The sequence below is a fragment of the Streptomyces sp. NPDC001219 genome (assembly GCF_053597915.1).
Genome location: NZ_JBSFJF010000121.1, coordinates 1 through 13,901 on the forward strand (window position 1 = coordinate 1; position 13,901 = coordinate 13,901).

Annotated in this window: 11 protein-coding genes and 2 pseudogenes; 7 read left to right on the forward strand and 6 right to left on the reverse strand. The window is 74.3% G+C overall.

Annotated elements, in window-relative coordinates; all coding sequences use genetic code 11:
- Positions 1-188: 188 nt before the first annotated feature.
- From ACWC9R_RS35940 to ACWC9R_RS35950, 3 genes and pseudogenes are all read left to right on the forward strand, one after another.
- On the forward strand, positions 189-1,883 hold the full coding sequence (locus ACWC9R_RS35940) for a DUF885 domain-containing protein (RefSeq protein ID WP_450737980.1): 1,695 nt from the start codon (positions 189-191) through the stop codon (positions 1,881-1,883).
- 300 nt (positions 1,884-2,183) lie between these two features.
- A pseudogene (locus ACWC9R_RS35945) lies at positions 2,184-2,678 on the forward strand (ATP-grasp domain-containing protein); the annotation flags it as partial.
- Positions 2,679-2,766: 88 nt separating this feature from the next.
- A pseudogene (locus tag ACWC9R_RS35950) lies at positions 2,767-2,880 on the forward strand (GNAT family N-acetyltransferase); the annotation flags it as partial.
- A 213-nt stretch (positions 2,881-3,093) separates the two neighbouring features.
- On the opposite strand, the gene ACWC9R_RS35955 reads toward ACWC9R_RS35950, so the two are convergent.
- From ACWC9R_RS35955 to ACWC9R_RS35965, 3 genes are all read right to left on the reverse strand, one after another.
- Positions 3,094-6,354: an AAA family ATPase gene (locus ACWC9R_RS35955; RefSeq protein WP_450737981.1), complete on the reverse strand. Its 3,261-nt coding sequence runs from the start codon at positions 6,352-6,354 to the stop codon at positions 3,094-3,096.
- Positions 6,351-7,517, reverse strand: a complete 1,167-nt coding sequence (locus tag ACWC9R_RS35960; RefSeq protein WP_450737982.1) for an exonuclease SbcCD subunit D — start codon at positions 7,515-7,517, stop codon at positions 6,351-6,353. The genes ACWC9R_RS35955 and ACWC9R_RS35960 overlap by 4 nt, the downstream gene beginning before the upstream one ends.
- A 321-nt stretch (positions 7,518-7,838) precedes the next feature.
- Positions 7,839-8,465, reverse strand: coding sequence for a YigZ family protein (locus tag ACWC9R_RS35965; protein ID WP_450737984.1), 627 nt, complete (start codon positions 8,463-8,465; stop codon positions 7,839-7,841).
- A gap of 263 nt (positions 8,466-8,728) precedes the next feature.
- On the opposite strand from ACWC9R_RS35965, the gene ACWC9R_RS35970 reads away from it, so the two are divergent.
- On the forward strand, positions 8,729-9,508 hold the full coding sequence (locus ACWC9R_RS35970) for a type VII secretion system-associated protein (RefSeq protein ID WP_450737986.1): 780 nt from the start codon (positions 8,729-8,731) through the stop codon (positions 9,506-9,508).
- Between the two features lie 173 nt (positions 9,509-9,681).
- Positions 9,682-10,089 carry a CoA-binding protein gene (locus ACWC9R_RS35975; protein ID WP_450737987.1) on the forward strand — a complete coding sequence of 136 codons (408 nt, stop codon included), beginning with the start codon at positions 9,682-9,684 and terminating at the stop codon, positions 10,087-10,089.
- 139 nt (positions 10,090-10,228) lie between these two features.
- Here the strand turns inward: ACWC9R_RS35975 and ACWC9R_RS35980 are convergent, their stop codons facing one another.
- Entirely contained in the window at positions 10,229-10,786 is a 558-nt protein-coding gene (locus tag ACWC9R_RS35980; protein WP_450737989.1) for a YbaK/EbsC family protein, read from the reverse strand.
- Between the two features lie 44 nt (positions 10,787-10,830).
- Entirely contained in the window at positions 10,831-11,403 is a 573-nt protein-coding gene (locus tag ACWC9R_RS35985; RefSeq protein ID WP_450737991.1) for an XRE family transcriptional regulator, read from the reverse strand.
- 105 nt (positions 11,404-11,508) lie between these two features.
- Here ACWC9R_RS35985 and ACWC9R_RS35990 point away from each other — a divergent pair, with 105 nt between their 5' ends.
- A complete protein-coding gene (locus ACWC9R_RS35990; RefSeq protein WP_450737992.1) occupies positions 11,509-12,378 on the forward strand; it encodes an EamA family transporter in 870 nt (289 codons plus the stop codon).
- A gap of 41 nt (positions 12,379-12,419) precedes the next feature.
- Here the strand turns inward: ACWC9R_RS35990 and ACWC9R_RS35995 are convergent, their stop codons facing one another.
- Positions 12,420-13,190, reverse strand: a complete 771-nt coding sequence (locus ACWC9R_RS35995) for an acyltransferase (protein ID WP_450737993.1) — start codon at positions 13,188-13,190, stop codon at positions 12,420-12,422.
- A gap of 135 nt (positions 13,191-13,325) precedes the next feature.
- Here ACWC9R_RS35995 and ACWC9R_RS36000 point away from each other — a divergent pair, with 135 nt between their 5' ends.
- Positions 13,326-13,865 (forward strand): gamma carbonic anhydrase family protein, encoded by a 540-nt coding sequence (locus tag ACWC9R_RS36000; protein ID WP_450737994.1) that lies wholly within the window; start codon positions 13,326-13,328, stop codon positions 13,863-13,865.
- Positions 13,866-13,901 lie beyond the last annotated feature (36 nt).

Consider the following 13,901-nt stretch of genomic DNA (forward strand, 5'->3'; position numbering starts at 1 on the left):
TACCCCTCTCCCCCCCCCCCCCTCTCTCCCTTGGGGGCCCGGCGCCGCCCCCGCCCCGTCCCCCCCCCCGCGGGGGGGGGGTGCGGACGCCCGGCCGGCCGCCGCACAAGGCAATGGCGCCGTAAAGCGACAGGAACGTACGGCTCTTTGATGGTGACGCGGCGCATGATCCGTACGAGGATGGCCGTATGTCCAACACCACTACTCCCGGGGGCGGCCCGCTGCCCCGCGAGGTCGCCGACGCCTACGTCGACGCCCTCGTCGACCTGGACCCGATCACCGGCACCTTCCTCGGTGTCGCCGAGAGCTCCGGCAAGCTCCCCGACTTCTCTCCGACGGGCCAGGAAGCGGTGGCCCAGCTCGCCCGTACGACGCTGGAGAAGCTCGCCGAGGCCGAGACCCGGCCGGGCGCGGACAGCGCCGCCGAGCAGATCTGCGCCCGGCTGCTGCGCGAGCGGCTGACCGCCGAGCTGGCGGTCCACGAGGCGGGCGAGGGCCTGCGCACGGTCAGCAACCTCAGCTCGCCGCTGCACCACGTCCGTGAGGTCTTCACGGTCACCCCCGCCGAGACCGACGCGGACTGGACGGCGATCGCCCAGCGGCTGCGCGCCGTACCCGCCGCGCTGGAGGGCTACCGCGCCGCCCTCGACGCCGGCCGCAAGCGGAACCTGCCCGCGGGACCGCTCCAGGTCCGCACCGTCATCGGCCAGTTGGACGAGTGGATCGGCACGGACCGCAGCTGGTTCGCCGAGTTCACCGACCCGGGCCCGGACGCGCTGCGCGCCGAGCTGACCGAGGCCGCCGAGGTGGCGACCGGCGCCCTGGTGGAGCTGCGCGACTGGTTCCGTGACACCTACGCCCCCGCCGTCGAGGGCGCGCCGGACGTGGTGGGCCGGGAGCGCTACACCCGCCTGGCCCGCTACTTCAACGGCGCCGACCTCGACGCCGACGAGGCGTACGCGTACGGCTGGTCCGAATTCCACCGGCTGCTGGCCGAGATGGAGGCCGAGGCCGAGAAGGTACTGCCCGGCGCGAAGACGCCCTGGGAGGCGCTGGCGTGGTGCGATGAGCACGGCGAGGCCGTCGAGGGCGTCGAGGAGACCCGTCAGTGGCTCCAGGCGCTCATGGACGAGGCCATCGACGCGCTCGACGGCACCCACTTCGAACTGGCGGAGCGGGTGCGCCGGGTCGAGTCACGCATCGCCCCGCCCGGTGGCGCCGCCGCCCCGTACTACACCCAGCCGTCGCTGGACTTCTCCCGCCCCGGCCGCACCTGGCTGCCGACGATGGGCGAGACCCGCTTCCCGGCGTACGACCTGGTCTCCACCTGGTACCACGAGGGGGTGCCCGGCCATCACCTCCAGCTGGCGCAGTGGGCCCATGTCGCCGACACGCTCTCGCGGTACCAGACGACGGTGGGCATCGTCAGCGCCAACGCCGAGGGCTGGGCGCTGTACGCCGAGCGGCTCATGGACGAACTGGGCTTCCTGACCAGCGCGGAACGGCGCCTGGGCTACCTGGACGCGCAGATGATGCGGGCGGTCCGGGTCATCATCGACATCGGGATGCACCTGGAACTGGAGATCCCCGCCGACTCGCCCTTCCACCCGGGAGAGCGCTGGACGCCGCAGCTCGCGCACGAGTTCTTCGCCCGGCACAGCAGCCGCCCGGCCGACTTCGTCGAGAGCGAGATCACCCGCTACCAGGGCATGGCCGGCCAGGCGATCGGCTACAAGCTCGGTGAACGGGTCTGGCTCCAGGGCCGGGAGGCGGCCCGCGCCCGGCACGGCGCGGACTTCGACCTCAAGGCCTGGCACATGGCGGCGCTGTCACAGGGGTCGCTGGGCCTGGACGACCTGCTGAGCGAGCTGTCGGCGCTCTGACCGAGCGCTCCGGCGCGGCGGCCGGCCATGACGCGGTGCCGTTGTGGCCGGCCGCCGCCGTCCGTAGGGTCCGCAGACATGACAGCGGCGCTCGCGGCGGACCGGCCGCTCCTCCTGTTTCCCGGTGACCCACTGCGTCCCCGGCGTCCCGATCCGCACTACGCGGCCGAGGCCGCCACGGCGGGGACGGCCGGCGCCGCGACCGCGGTGCTGGACCACGAGGCGCTGCTCGCCGGGGACGCCGCAGCGGCGGTGGCACGCGTCCCGCGCGACGCCGGGCCGGTCTGGTACCGCGGCTGGATGCTGCCCGCCGACCGATGTACCGAGCTGGACCGGGCGCTCACCGCGCGCGGCTGCCGGCTGCTGACCTCCCCCGCGGCGTATCGCACCGCCCATGAACTCCCCGGCTGGTACGACACCTTCCGGGCGCTCACCCCGCGAAGCGCCTGGCTCCCCTGCGCGCCCGGCCGGGCTCCGGACCGGGCGGCACTGGCCCGGCTCGCCGCCGGGCTCGGCGAACCGGGCCGGCCCCGCCCCCTCGTCGTCAAGGACTGGGTCAAGTCCCGTAAGCACGAATGGCACGAGGCCGCCTATGTGCCGGACGCACGGGACACCGAGCGGCTCTCCTCGGTCGTCGCCCGCTTCGTCGCCCTCCAGGAGGAGTTCCTGACCGGCGGTGTGGTGCTGCGCGCCTGCGAGGACTTCGCCGCGGTGGGCGAGGCGCGGGTGTGGTGGGTGGACGGCGAGCCGGTGCTCATCGGCCCGCATCCCGACACACCGGAGCTGCGCCCCACCCCCGACCTCTCCCATGTGGCGCCCGCGGTAAGGGAGTCGGGGCTGCGCTTCGTCACCATTCCACGGCCCGCCGGACACCGACGGTTCCGTGGAGATCGGCTACGACCTCTCCCCCTCCGCACGCGGCACCGGCTGGGCGACCGACGCCACGCGACTGCTCACCGGCTGGGCCACGGCCCGCCCCGAAGTACGCACGGTGTACGCCCTGACCGAACCGGAGAACGTGGCATCACAACGGGTCCTGGAACGGTCCGGGTTCCGGTTCACGGGAGAGCGCGAGGGGCTGCGGGGCTATGAGGTCGGCGGCGGGGTGGATGGGGGCGGGGGTGGCGGCTCCGGGGCAGGTGGGGGCGGCGACGGGGGCGGCCCGCCCACAGCCTCACCCATCCCGCGGTCTCACCCCGCCCCCGCCCCCTCACCCCCGTACGCGATGCCGGACCGTAGAGCCCGACCGGTCCTTGACGACCTCCAGCTGGGCGGGAATCCGCGCCTTGAGGTCGGCGACATGGCTGACGATGCCGACGCTGCGGTCCCGTTCGCGCAGTGAGTCCAGCACGTCCAGCACCTCGTCCAGGGTCTGTTCGTCCAGGCTCCCGAACCCCTCGTCGATGAAGAGGGTGTCCAGGCGCGTGCCGCCCGCCTCGTCGGTGACGACATCGGCGAGGCCCAGCGCCAGCGCGAGCGAGGCGAAGAAGGTCTCGCCGCCGGAGAGGCTGGAGGTGTCCCGCTCGTGGCCGGTCCAGGCGTCGATGACATGCAGCCCCAGGCCGGAACGCCGGGCGCCGCCGGCCCGTTCGTCGGAGTGCACGAGGGTGTAGCGGCCGGCGGACATCCGGTGCAGCCGGGCGCTGGCGGCGGCCGCGACCTGTTCGAGCCGGGCGGCGAGCACATACGACTCCAGGCGCATCCGCCGCTCGTTCTCGCTGGACGTACCGGAGGCGAGTGCGGCGAGGCGGGCGATGCGGTCGTACGAGGCGCGCAGCGGGGCCAGCGCGCGGGCGTCGTCCTCGGCGCGGGCGGAGAGCCGGTCGAGTTCGGTGCAGCGCTCCTGGGCCGCCGCATGGGAGGCCGAGGCGGTGCGCAGCCGGGCTGTCGCGGCCTGGTGCGCGGACTGTGCGGCGGCGGGGTCGGCGGGCGGCAGCACCGCCGCGGCCGCGGTCTCCGGATCGGCCAACTCGGCCTCCACGGCGGCGGACTCGGCCTGCCATGCATCGAGCCGCCCTTGCAGCGCCCGCCACTGGTCGTCGCCCAGCAGCGCCTCGGCGGCGGCCTGCGGGGTGTCGAATCCGGCGCGGAAGGCGGCGTCGGACAGTCCGGCGTCGGCGTCCTTGAGCCGCCGGGCGCAGGAGGTGGCCGTACGGGACGCCTCCGCCGCCGCGGCGAGCAGGGCCACCTGCCGTTCCAGCCGGGCGGCCCGGTCGGCGACGCTCGCGCTGTCACCGCGCGCCCGGGTCAGCTCCTCCTCCAGGGCGGCCCGTTCGCGCTCCAGCGCCTCCCGGTGGGAGGTGCGGGCCGCGGCCCGGCGCTCGGCCTGCTGTTGTCCGGCGCGGCGTCGTTCGTATTCGCGCTCGGCGCGGGCGAGCGCCTCACGGGCGGCATGGAGGTCGGCGCCCCGCGCATGGGCACGGGTGTGCTCGGCACGCAACTCCTCCACTTCTGCGGCGAGTTCGCCGGCCGGGGTGTCCCCCGCCGTGGCGGCCGCGGCGGAAAGCGCCTCCTTGGCCGGCTGGCAGCGGGTCTCCGCCTGCCCCCGGGTCTCCTCGGCCTGTCGGTACGCCTCCCGGGCGGCCTCCTCAGCGGCCCGGTCGACATGGCCCGCTCCGGCGCGGGCCGGACGGGGGTGCTCGGTCGCGCCGCACACCGCGCAGGCCTCACCGTCACGCAGTCCCTCCGCCAGCTCCGCGGCGATCCCGCGCAGCCTCCGGTCCTTGAGGTCGAGCCAGTGCTCGTGGGCCGCCGCGGACCGCCCCCTGGCGGCGAGCAGCTCCGCTTCCGCCGCACGGACCTCCCCGCTGAGCCGGTCGCGGCGGCGGGCCGCCTCCCAGCGTTCGGCGGCCGGTTCGATACGGGCGCCGAGGTGTTCGGCGCGGGTGGCGGCCTCCTGCGCCGTCTCGATGCGCTGCTGGTGGGCGCGCTGGGCGTCGTCCCAAGCGGCGAGCCACTCGGCGGCGTCCAGCAGCGTCTGCTCGTCGGCGCGTGCCTCACGGTCCAGGGCGGACCGCTCCGCGGCGAGATCGGCGGCCCGCCGCTCGGCCCGGCGGGCCGCACCGAGCGACCCCAGGTCCTCCCGCAGCTCCCTTTCCCGTGCGGCGAGTTGCTCGCTCTCCGCGTCGGCGAGGTCCGGCGGCAGCGGGTCCCGGTGCCGCCGCTCGGTGCGCTGCGCTGCGTCCAGCTCGTGCCAGGCAGCGTCGCGCAGGGCGAGCGCGGGCGCGACCTCCGCGGCCACACGGGCCCGTTCCAGCCGCTCGCGGGTCCGCTCCCGCTCCTCGGCACGGTCGTCGAGCCGGGTGGCCCGGCGCCGGGCGTCCGCGTACCGCTGCTGGAGCCGGTCACGTTCCCGGGCGGCTTCCCAGCACCCGGCCGCGGCACGTTCGGCGGCCTCGGCGGCGTGCAGCGCGGAGCGGGCGACCGTCAGCCGCTCCCGTGCGCTCACCCGGGCGACCGCCGCCCTGACCAGCACCGTGTCCGCGAAGCCCGGCTCACCGGGGCCCGGGGCGGGCGGGTCTTCGGCGCCGCCGGTACGGGCCGCTGCGGCGGAGCCGGCGGGCTCCACGGCCCCGGCCTGTCCCGGTACGGTCGCCCGCTTCGTGGCCGTCGCCGTCGCCCGGCCGCGGCCACCGGGCGCCGCCGCGCGTCCGCGTGCCGGTGCGCCCTGGGGCGCGGCCCCGGACCGGTCCGGCGCCGGTACCGAGGGGTCGGTGAGGTCGGCGCTCTCACCGGCCGCCTGCGCCATCCGGTGGGCCAGCGCCAGCAGCCGTTCGTCCCCCGCCGTGACGGTGTCCGCGGCGGCCTTGCGGCGCGCGTTCAGCTGCTCCTCGAGCGCGGCGAACCGCCGGGTGTCGAAGAGCCGTCCCAGCAGCCGGGCGCGCGCCTCGGCATCGGCCCGCAGAAAACGGGCGAAGTCGCCCTGCGGCAGCAGCACCACCTGGCAGAACTGCTCCTTGCTCATGCCGAGCAGCTGGCCGACCTCCTCGCCGATCTCCTGGTGCGAACGGCTCAGCGCCTTCCAGTGCCCGCCGCCGTCCGGCCCGTCGCCCTCCTCCGGCCCCTTGCCACCCTCCGGTCCCGCGCCGTCCGCCGGCTCCCCGGCCGGCACGAACTCCCGCAGCCGGCTCTGCGCCTTCTCCTTCGTGGTGCCGCTGCCCCGCTTCTTGGGACGCGGCTGCTCGGGCAGCCGGGTGATCTCCAACCGGCGCTCGCCCACGGTCAGTTCGAGGACGACCTCGGTGAGGGTCAGCGGGTCCGCCAGATCGCTGCGCAGCGCCTGACCGCTCTGCCGCGCCCCGGGCACCGACCCGTACAGCGCGAAGCACACCGCGTCCAGGACCGAGGTCTTGCCCGCGCCCGTCGGGCCGTGCAGCAGAAAGAGACCGTCCCGCGTCAGCCGGTCGAAGTCGATGGTCTGGGTGCCGCCGAACGGCCCGAAGGCGGTGAGGGACAGCCGGTGCAGCCTCAACGCGCCACCTCGGCCGCCATGTCGTCGACGCGTACCTCGTCGATCGCCGAACGCAGTTCGGCCCGCTCCTGCTCGTCGGCCGCGCGGCCGGACCGTACGTGTTCCACGAAGTCCTCGGCGATCTCCTGGTCACTGCGCCCGCGCAGCCGCTGCGCGTACGACGCCAGCGAGCGGGTGGGCCCGTCGTCGGGGTCGAAGACCAGGCTGACGAGGTGCGGGAAACGCTTGGCCAACCGGGCCATGGGCTCGTGCGGGCGGGCGGTGTCGGTGAGGGTCGCCTCGACCCAGGAGTCCTCGTGCCGGTCCGCCGCGGGATCGTCCAGCAGCTGTTCCAGCCGCCCGCGGACACGGGCCAGCGGCCGCGGCACCGGGCAGTCCACCCGCTCCGCGTGCACGGCACCGTCCGCGTCGAGGTCGACGATCCACGACGACTTGCGGTGGCCGGCTTCGGAGAAGGAGTACGCGAGCGGCGATCCGGAGTAGCGGACCCGCTCGGTGAGGGTCTGGCAGCCGTGCAGATGCCCGAGGGCGGCGTAGTCCACCCCGTCGAACACGGACACGGGCACCGAGGCGACCCCGCCGACGGTGATGTCGCGCTCGCTGTCGCTGACCGCGCCGCCGGTGACGAAGGCGTGCGCGAGCACCACGGAACGCGTCCCCGTGGGCCGGTCGGTGAGGTCGGCCCTGACGCGGTCCATCGCCGCGCCGAGCACCTCCGCATGGTCGGCACGGCGGGCCCCGAGGGTGTCGCGGACCATGGCCGGTTCGAGATACGGCAGCCCGTAGAACGCCACCGGGCCGTGGGCGTCGGCGAGCAGCACGGGGGTGCCGCAGCCGGCCGGGTCGGTCCGGAGGTGGATGCCGGCCCGCTCCATCAGCCCGGAGCCGACGCCCAGCCGGCGGGCCGAGTCATGGTTGCCGGAGATCATCACCGTCGGGACACCGAGACCGGCGAGCCGGTGCAGGGCGTCGTCGAACAGCTCGACGGCGGCGAGCGGCGGCACGGCACGGTCATAGACATCGCCCGCGACCAGCACCGCGTCGATCTCCCGGGCCCGCACCGTCTCGACAAGATGATCGAGGAACGCGCGCTGGGCGGCGAGCAGGTTCACCCGGTGAAAGGACCGTCCCAGATGCCAGTCGGAGGTGTGCAGAATTCTCACCCAGCCACTCCGACCTGCATATTTCCCCTCCGAGAACCCACGCTTCAGCACCGACCCGACACGGCCCGGAGACCGGTCCCCACCACGGCGGCCGCTGTCCGCACCCCGTCCCTTGCGGGCCTCATTCTCGCATCCGTGGCCGGTGCGGTGACACGACCGGCACACCACCGCGCCGCCCCGGACCGCACCTGACCGGACATTCCACCGCTGCCCACGGCCCGCCCCACAGGACGTCACGGACAGCGCGGCCGACAGACGACACCCGTCACTCCCGGGGCCCGCCGATCGACCGTCAACCGCCACCGCCACCGCAAGCCGACGTCAGACCTCCCCGTACGCCTCCCCGCCGAGTTCCAGTCGCGCGGTACCGGCGGTGGTGTCCGCGAGCCAGGCGCGAAACGCGTCGAGATCGGACTCCGGCAGCCCGATCTCGATGTGGACCTCCGCCCCGTAGGTCACCTCGCGCACGGTCCGGCCGGTGGTGCGCAGATCGTTCTCCACCCGGCCCGCCCGCTGGTGGTCGACGGTGACCGTCACCAGCCGGAAGCGCTGCCGGGTGACCGTGCCCAGCGCGTCCAGCGCCTCGCCGACCACGCCGCCGTACGCGCGGATGAGGCCGCCGGCGCCGAGCTTGACGCCGCCGAAGTAGCGGGTGACGACGGCGACGACGTAGCGGACCTCGCGGCGCACCAGCATCTGCAGCATCGGGACGCCCGCCGTGCCGCCGGGCTCACCGTCGTCGCTCGCCTTCTGGACACCGCCGTCGGCGCCGAGGACATAGGCGAAGCAGTGGTGGCGGGCGGTGGGGTGCTCCTTGCGGATGCGCGCGATGAAGTCCTGGGCCTCGGCCTCGGTCGCGACGGGCGCGAGCGCACAGAGGAAGCGGGACTTGTTGATCTCGATCTCGTGGACACCCTCGCGCGCGAGCGTGCGGTACTGCTCCTGCATCGCACCAGCCTATGCGGCCCCGGTGACAGGCGGACAGCGGCCGGTGCCGGTGGCCCGCGCCGCGCTGAGGTGTCCGCCGTAAGGGCGCGGGGGTCCGCCGTCCGGGCGCAGTGCGCACGGCCACGCGGCGTACCCGCCCCGTCCGCACGGTGCGTCGGAGCGACGTCCGCGCTGCTCGTGGGCACTGTGAGGCCAGTGCGAGAGCCTCGTGTTTCCGGGGCCCCGCTCGTACAGGTAGGAACGGCGGGATTGCGGAGGGCTGCATGGAAGAGAGCACACAGCAGGCGATGACGGCGGGCGTGCCCGTGACGGGCGACGAGATGCCCGAGCCCCCGCCGGAGGTCATCGAGGCGGCGCGCGAGGCGCCCGACCACTGGCTGGCCATGGTGGACCTGACCTGGCGGGGAGAGGGCCCGCCTCCGCTCTGGGCGCTGATCGGTCAGTGGCGTTCGGGGCCGACGGGCGAGATCGAGGAGTGGCGGGACAATCCGGAGTACCGGCCGTCGCCCCAGATGCTGGACTGGTCCGAGCCGACGGATGCGGTCGACTGCGCGCTCCAGCTCGCCGCGACCGGTTACGGGCCGGGGCAGGACGTCTCCGAGGCGCTGGCGCGCGCGGAGGTCTCCGTGCTGGTGACCGCGACCGGGTCGCCGCTGGCCGCCGCCTCCCCCGAGGGCACCCCGGTGATCCCCGTCTACACCTCGCAGAGCTACCTGGAGTCGGTGGGCCGGCTGCTGTACGACCGCCGGCCGGTGGCCGAACTCGTCGAGCAGCTGCCGCCGGGGCACGCCCTGTACCTCAACCCGACCGGGCCGGTGAGCATGCTGGTGGACACCGAGGAGCTGCGCACGGCGCTGGCCGGGGTGTCCGGGACCGAGGCGCGGGAGCAGGCCGCGCCCGTGGCACCCCGGCCGGGGACCGGGGCCGGCGGGGCCGAGCCCGTCGGCAACAGCCGCGGAATCGGCAAGCCGGCCCGCACCGGGAAGAGCGGCAAGGTCGGCGCCGGGATGGCCGGCAGCGGAGTGGCCCGCGGCGCGAACTGAGCCACCGTACAGAGACCCGCCCCGCCCGTCTTCCCCTTCGGGCGGGGCGTCTGTCGTGCGGCGCGCACCGGCTGCCGTTCACCCCGCGGTGCGGTCGTCTCCCGCGACGGGAATCTCCGGGTCCCGCCGTCCGTTGAGCCGCACAGGACCCCTTCCGACGCAGGAGGCAGTGCGTGTACGGCGACCCCAGGACGATCCGCAGAATCCTGACCGAACTCGGCGACACCTGGGCGGTGGTGGGCCTGTCCGGCAACGAGCAGCGTGCGGCGCACGGCGTCGCGGAGGTGCTGCAGCGCTACGGCAAGCGGATCGTGCCGGTGCACCCGAAGGCGGAGAGCGTCCACGGCGAGCAGGGGTACCCCTCGCTCTCCGCGATCCCCTTCCCGGTCGATGTGGTCGATGTCTTCGTCAACAGCGAGCTGGCGGGCCCGGTCGCCGATGAGGCGGTGGCGGTCGGCGCGAAGGCGGTCTGGTTCCAGCTCGGTGTGGTCGACGAGACGGCCTGGGACCGGGTGCGCGACTCCGGCCTCGACATGGTGATGGATCGTTGCCCGGCGATCGAGATACCTCGGCTGAGCTGAGGCGGGAACGGGCGATGCGTCCCGGCGCGAGCGCGCTGCGCACCGTCCTCCGACGAGGGGCGGCTGGACACGCGGTGGGCATTCCGGTTAGTGACGGACCGCCCGGGAGCCCGGCGGAGGCCCCTGGGGCGCGCGGCCGTTAGACGACGCCCAGCCCGTCCAAGACCGTTGCGCCCGGCAGTTCGGCCAGTGCCTTGCCGGGCACGATGAGCTTGCCGCGGCGGCTGCCGCTGCCGATCAGGGCGTACGGGGTATCGACGACGGCGGCGTCCACGAGCAGCGGCCAGTCCGCGGGCAGGCCGATGGGGGTGATCCCGCCGTACTCCATCCCGCTGTCGCCGACGGCCTTGTCCATCGGTGCGAACGACGCCTTGCGGGCACCCAGTTGACGGCGCACCACCCCGTTGACGTCGACGCGGGTGTGCGAGAGGACGACACAGGCGGCCAGGGTGGTCTCGCCGCCGCGCTTGCCGGCCACCACCACGCAGTTCGCCGACTGCTCCAGGAGCCAGGGACCGTGGTGCTCGACGAGCAGCGCGGTGTCCGCGATCGACGGATCGGTGTCCACGTGGCGCAGCTCCTCGACGGGCACCGAGCCGCTCCAGGACCGGATCGCGGCGGCCACGGGTCCGGGCAGCAGGTCCAGGCGCTCGACGGCGGGCCGGACATCGTCAAAAGCATCCATCGGCACGGGCATACCCGCCAAGCTAACAGTCGGTGCGCAGCGGTGGCCGGGCCGTCTCAGCGGACGGCCGGGATGATCACCGACATGGTCATCTCGACCGGTTCCGTCCCGTCGTTGCGGTAGCCGTGCGCGGTCTTGGCCTCGAAGGTCGCCGAGGAGCCCGCGGGCACCTCGTGCTCCTCGCCGTCCACGGTCAGCGTCAGGGTGCCGGCCCGGACATGCAGCAGTTCGACGGTGCCGGGCGGGTGCGGGTCGGAGCTGCTGCTGTCGCCCGGCATCAGTCGCCAGTCCCAGAGTTCGTACGGTCCGGGCGCCTCGGCGCCGACGAGGAGCGTGGTGGAACTGCCGGCGTCGGTGGACCACAGCCGGACCGCCTCGCTCGGCGCCACGATGCGCACCTGCGGGCCCTGTTCGTAGTCGAGGAGGGTGGTGATGCTGACGCCGAGCGCGTCGGCGATCTTGACAGTGGTCCCCACGCTCGGGTTCGTACGGGCCTGCTCGATCTGGATGATCATGCCGCGGCTGACGCCGGCACGGGCCGCCAGCGCATCGAGGGTGAAGCCGCGCTCGGCGCGCCAGTGTTTGAGGTTGCGGGCGAGCGACTGCGTGAGCTGGTCGAGATCCGTCACGGTCCGTCCAAGTCGAGGCCAATATATTCGATTCCACAGTGCAGCTTGCTGCACTACGGTGTGGTGTACTTCAGCGTCCGGTTCACTGTACTGCGAGGTTTCACCATGACAGCGGTCTTCGCCCTGGCCACCAGCCTTCTGTGGGGGCTCGCCGACTTCGGCGGCGGACTGCTCACCCGAAGGATGCAGGCGCTGACCGTGGTGGTGGTCTCGCAGACCCTGGCCGCCGTCGTGCTGGGCGCCGTCGTGCTGGCCACCGGCGGCTGGCGGGAGGCCGGGCCGCAGCTGTGGTTCGCGGTCGGCGCGGGCGTCGTGGGGCCCGCCGCCATGCTCTGCTTCTACCGCGCCCTGGCGCTCGGTCCGATGGGCGTGGTCTCCCCGCTCGCCTCGTTCGGCAGCGTGCTGGTACCGCTCGGCGTCGGGCTCGTGGCGGGTGAGCGGCCGGGAGCGCTCCAGATCACCGGCATGCTGGTGGCGGTGGTCGGTGTCGTGCTGGCCGGCGGACCACGGATCAGCGGTGCCTCCGTGGCCGGCCGGACGATTGTCCTGACGCTGGTCTCGGCGCTCGGTTTCGGTGCGGTGATGGTGCTGATCTCGGCGGCGTCGACGACCGTGACCGGGCTCTTTCTCGCCCTGTTCGTGCAGCGGCTGTGCAATGTCGCCGTCGGCGGCGCCGCGCTCTGCGCCTCGGTGCGGCGCGGCACACCGGCCCTGCCCGAGGGCGGCCTCCCGGCCCTCCGGGACGCGCTGCCCGCACTCGCCTTCGTCGGGATCGCCGATGTCGCCGCGAACGGCACCTACGCCCTCGCCGCCCACAGCGGCCCGGTCACGATGGCGGCGGTGCTCGCCTCCCTCTACCCCGTCGTCACCACGCTCGCCGCGCTCGGCATCCTCAAGGAGCGGCTGCGGGCGGTCCAGACAGCCGGCGCCTCCCTTGCGCTGGTCGGCTCGGCGCTGCTCGCCTCCGGCGGCTGACGCCTGCGGGACCGACCGCGCCCGACGGAGCTGATGCCGGCTCAGGACGTCTCGTACGCCTCCCCGGCCTGCTCCGCCTCCCAGGACTCCAGCGCGACCAGCTGCTGCGGGGTGACGCCCTCGGGGATCGGGACCGGGGCCGGTGTGCGCAGGGGCGGCTGCCAGCCCTGCCCGGCGTCCCAGCGGCGGACGATCCGGGCGGGCGCGCCGGCGACCACCGCGTGGTCGGGGACCTCACCGCGGACCACGGCACCGGCCGCGACCACCACGTTGCGGCCCAGCCGTGCCCCGGGCAGGATCACCGCACCGGTCCCGATCCAGCTGCCGGGCCCGATGGCGACCGGCTCGCTGCGCGGCCACTGCTTGCCGACCGGCACCTCGGGGTCGTCATAGCTGTGGTTGGTGGTGGTGACGTAGACACCGGGGCCGAAGAAGCAGTCATCGCCGATCGTCAGCCGGACATCCGCGATCACATGGCTGCCGCGGCCCAGGACGACGCCGTTCCCCAGCGTGAGGATCGGCTCCGCGCCCAGGTCGAGGTCCGGCATCATGCCGGCCGTCAGCGTCACGTCCTGGGCGATGATGCAGTGCTCGCCGAGCTCGATCCACGGGTCGCCGAAGACCGTGCCCTGCGGGTAGGCGAGCCGGGTGCCGGTGCCGATCCGGCGGAAGCGGTACGGACCCGGGCGGTCGGCCGTCACGGCCGCGGTCTCCCGCACCCAGCGCGCCCCGCGGTGGACGGCGCGCGACACCGCCCGGCGCCGCCAGGCCGCGACAGACGAGAACACGTTCTGGTTTATCGGCACCCGCACACCGTACTCAGCCCGCGGCCGGCCGGCCGCGCCCCGGGCTGTGATCTTCGCCCCACCGGCGGCCGTCCCCGTCCGGCGCCGCGCCCGTCGTCTACGGTGCTGTTGGCGCGGCGCAGAACGGTGAGGAGATCCAGGATGACGGCACGGCCATTGCTTTCACCGGTGGGCGGGAAGGAGCCGAAGGTCGATCAGAAGGCCTTCACCGCCCCGACGTCCGTCGTGCTCGGCGAGGTCACCATGGGCCCGGGAGCCAGCGTCTGGTACCACACGGTGCTGCGCGCCGACTGCGGCCCGATCGTGCTCGGCGCCGACAGCAACATCCAGGACAACTGCACGGTGCATGTCGACCCCGGCTTCCCGGTGACCGTCGGCGAGCGGGTCTCGGTCGGGCACAACGCGGTGATCCACGGCTGCACCGTCGAGGACGACGTCCTGATCGGTATGGGGGCCACGGTGCTGAACGGGGCGCACATCGGCGCGGGCTCGCTGGTCGCCGCGCAGGCGCTGGTCCCCCAGGGCATGCGGGTCCCGCCCGGCTCGCTGGTCGCCGGGGTGCCGGCGAAGGTCAAGCGGGAGCTGACCGACGAGGAGCGCGAGGGCATCAAGCTCAATGCCACGATGTACCTGGAGCTGGCGGCACGGCACCGGGAGGACGTCACCGCCGCCGAGGAGTGAGCCGGGCGGGCCGCGGCGCGGGCAGCGGAACGGGCC

Coding starts and splice junctions, on each gene's coding strand:
- ACWC9R_RS35990 (WP_450737992.1), top strand. CDS start 11,509: ATGACAGCGGTCTTCGCCCTGGCCACCAGCCTTCTGTGGGGGCTCGCC.
- ACWC9R_RS35965 (WP_450737984.1), bottom strand. CDS start 8,465: ATGCAGGAGCAGTACCGCACGCTCGCGCGCGAGGGTGTCCACGAGATC.
- ACWC9R_RS35940 (WP_450737980.1), top strand. CDS start 189: ATGTCCAACACCACTACTCCCGGGGGCGGCCCGCTGCCCCGCGAGGTC.
- ACWC9R_RS36000 (WP_450737994.1), top strand. CDS start 13,326: ATGACGGCACGGCCATTGCTTTCACCGGTGGGCGGGAAGGAGCCGAAG.
- ACWC9R_RS35980 (WP_450737989.1), bottom strand. CDS start 10,786: ATGCCCGTGCCGATGGATGCTTTTGACGATGTCCGGCCCGCCGTCGAG.
- ACWC9R_RS35970 (WP_450737986.1), top strand. CDS start 8,729: ATGGAAGAGAGCACACAGCAGGCGATGACGGCGGGCGTGCCCGTGACG.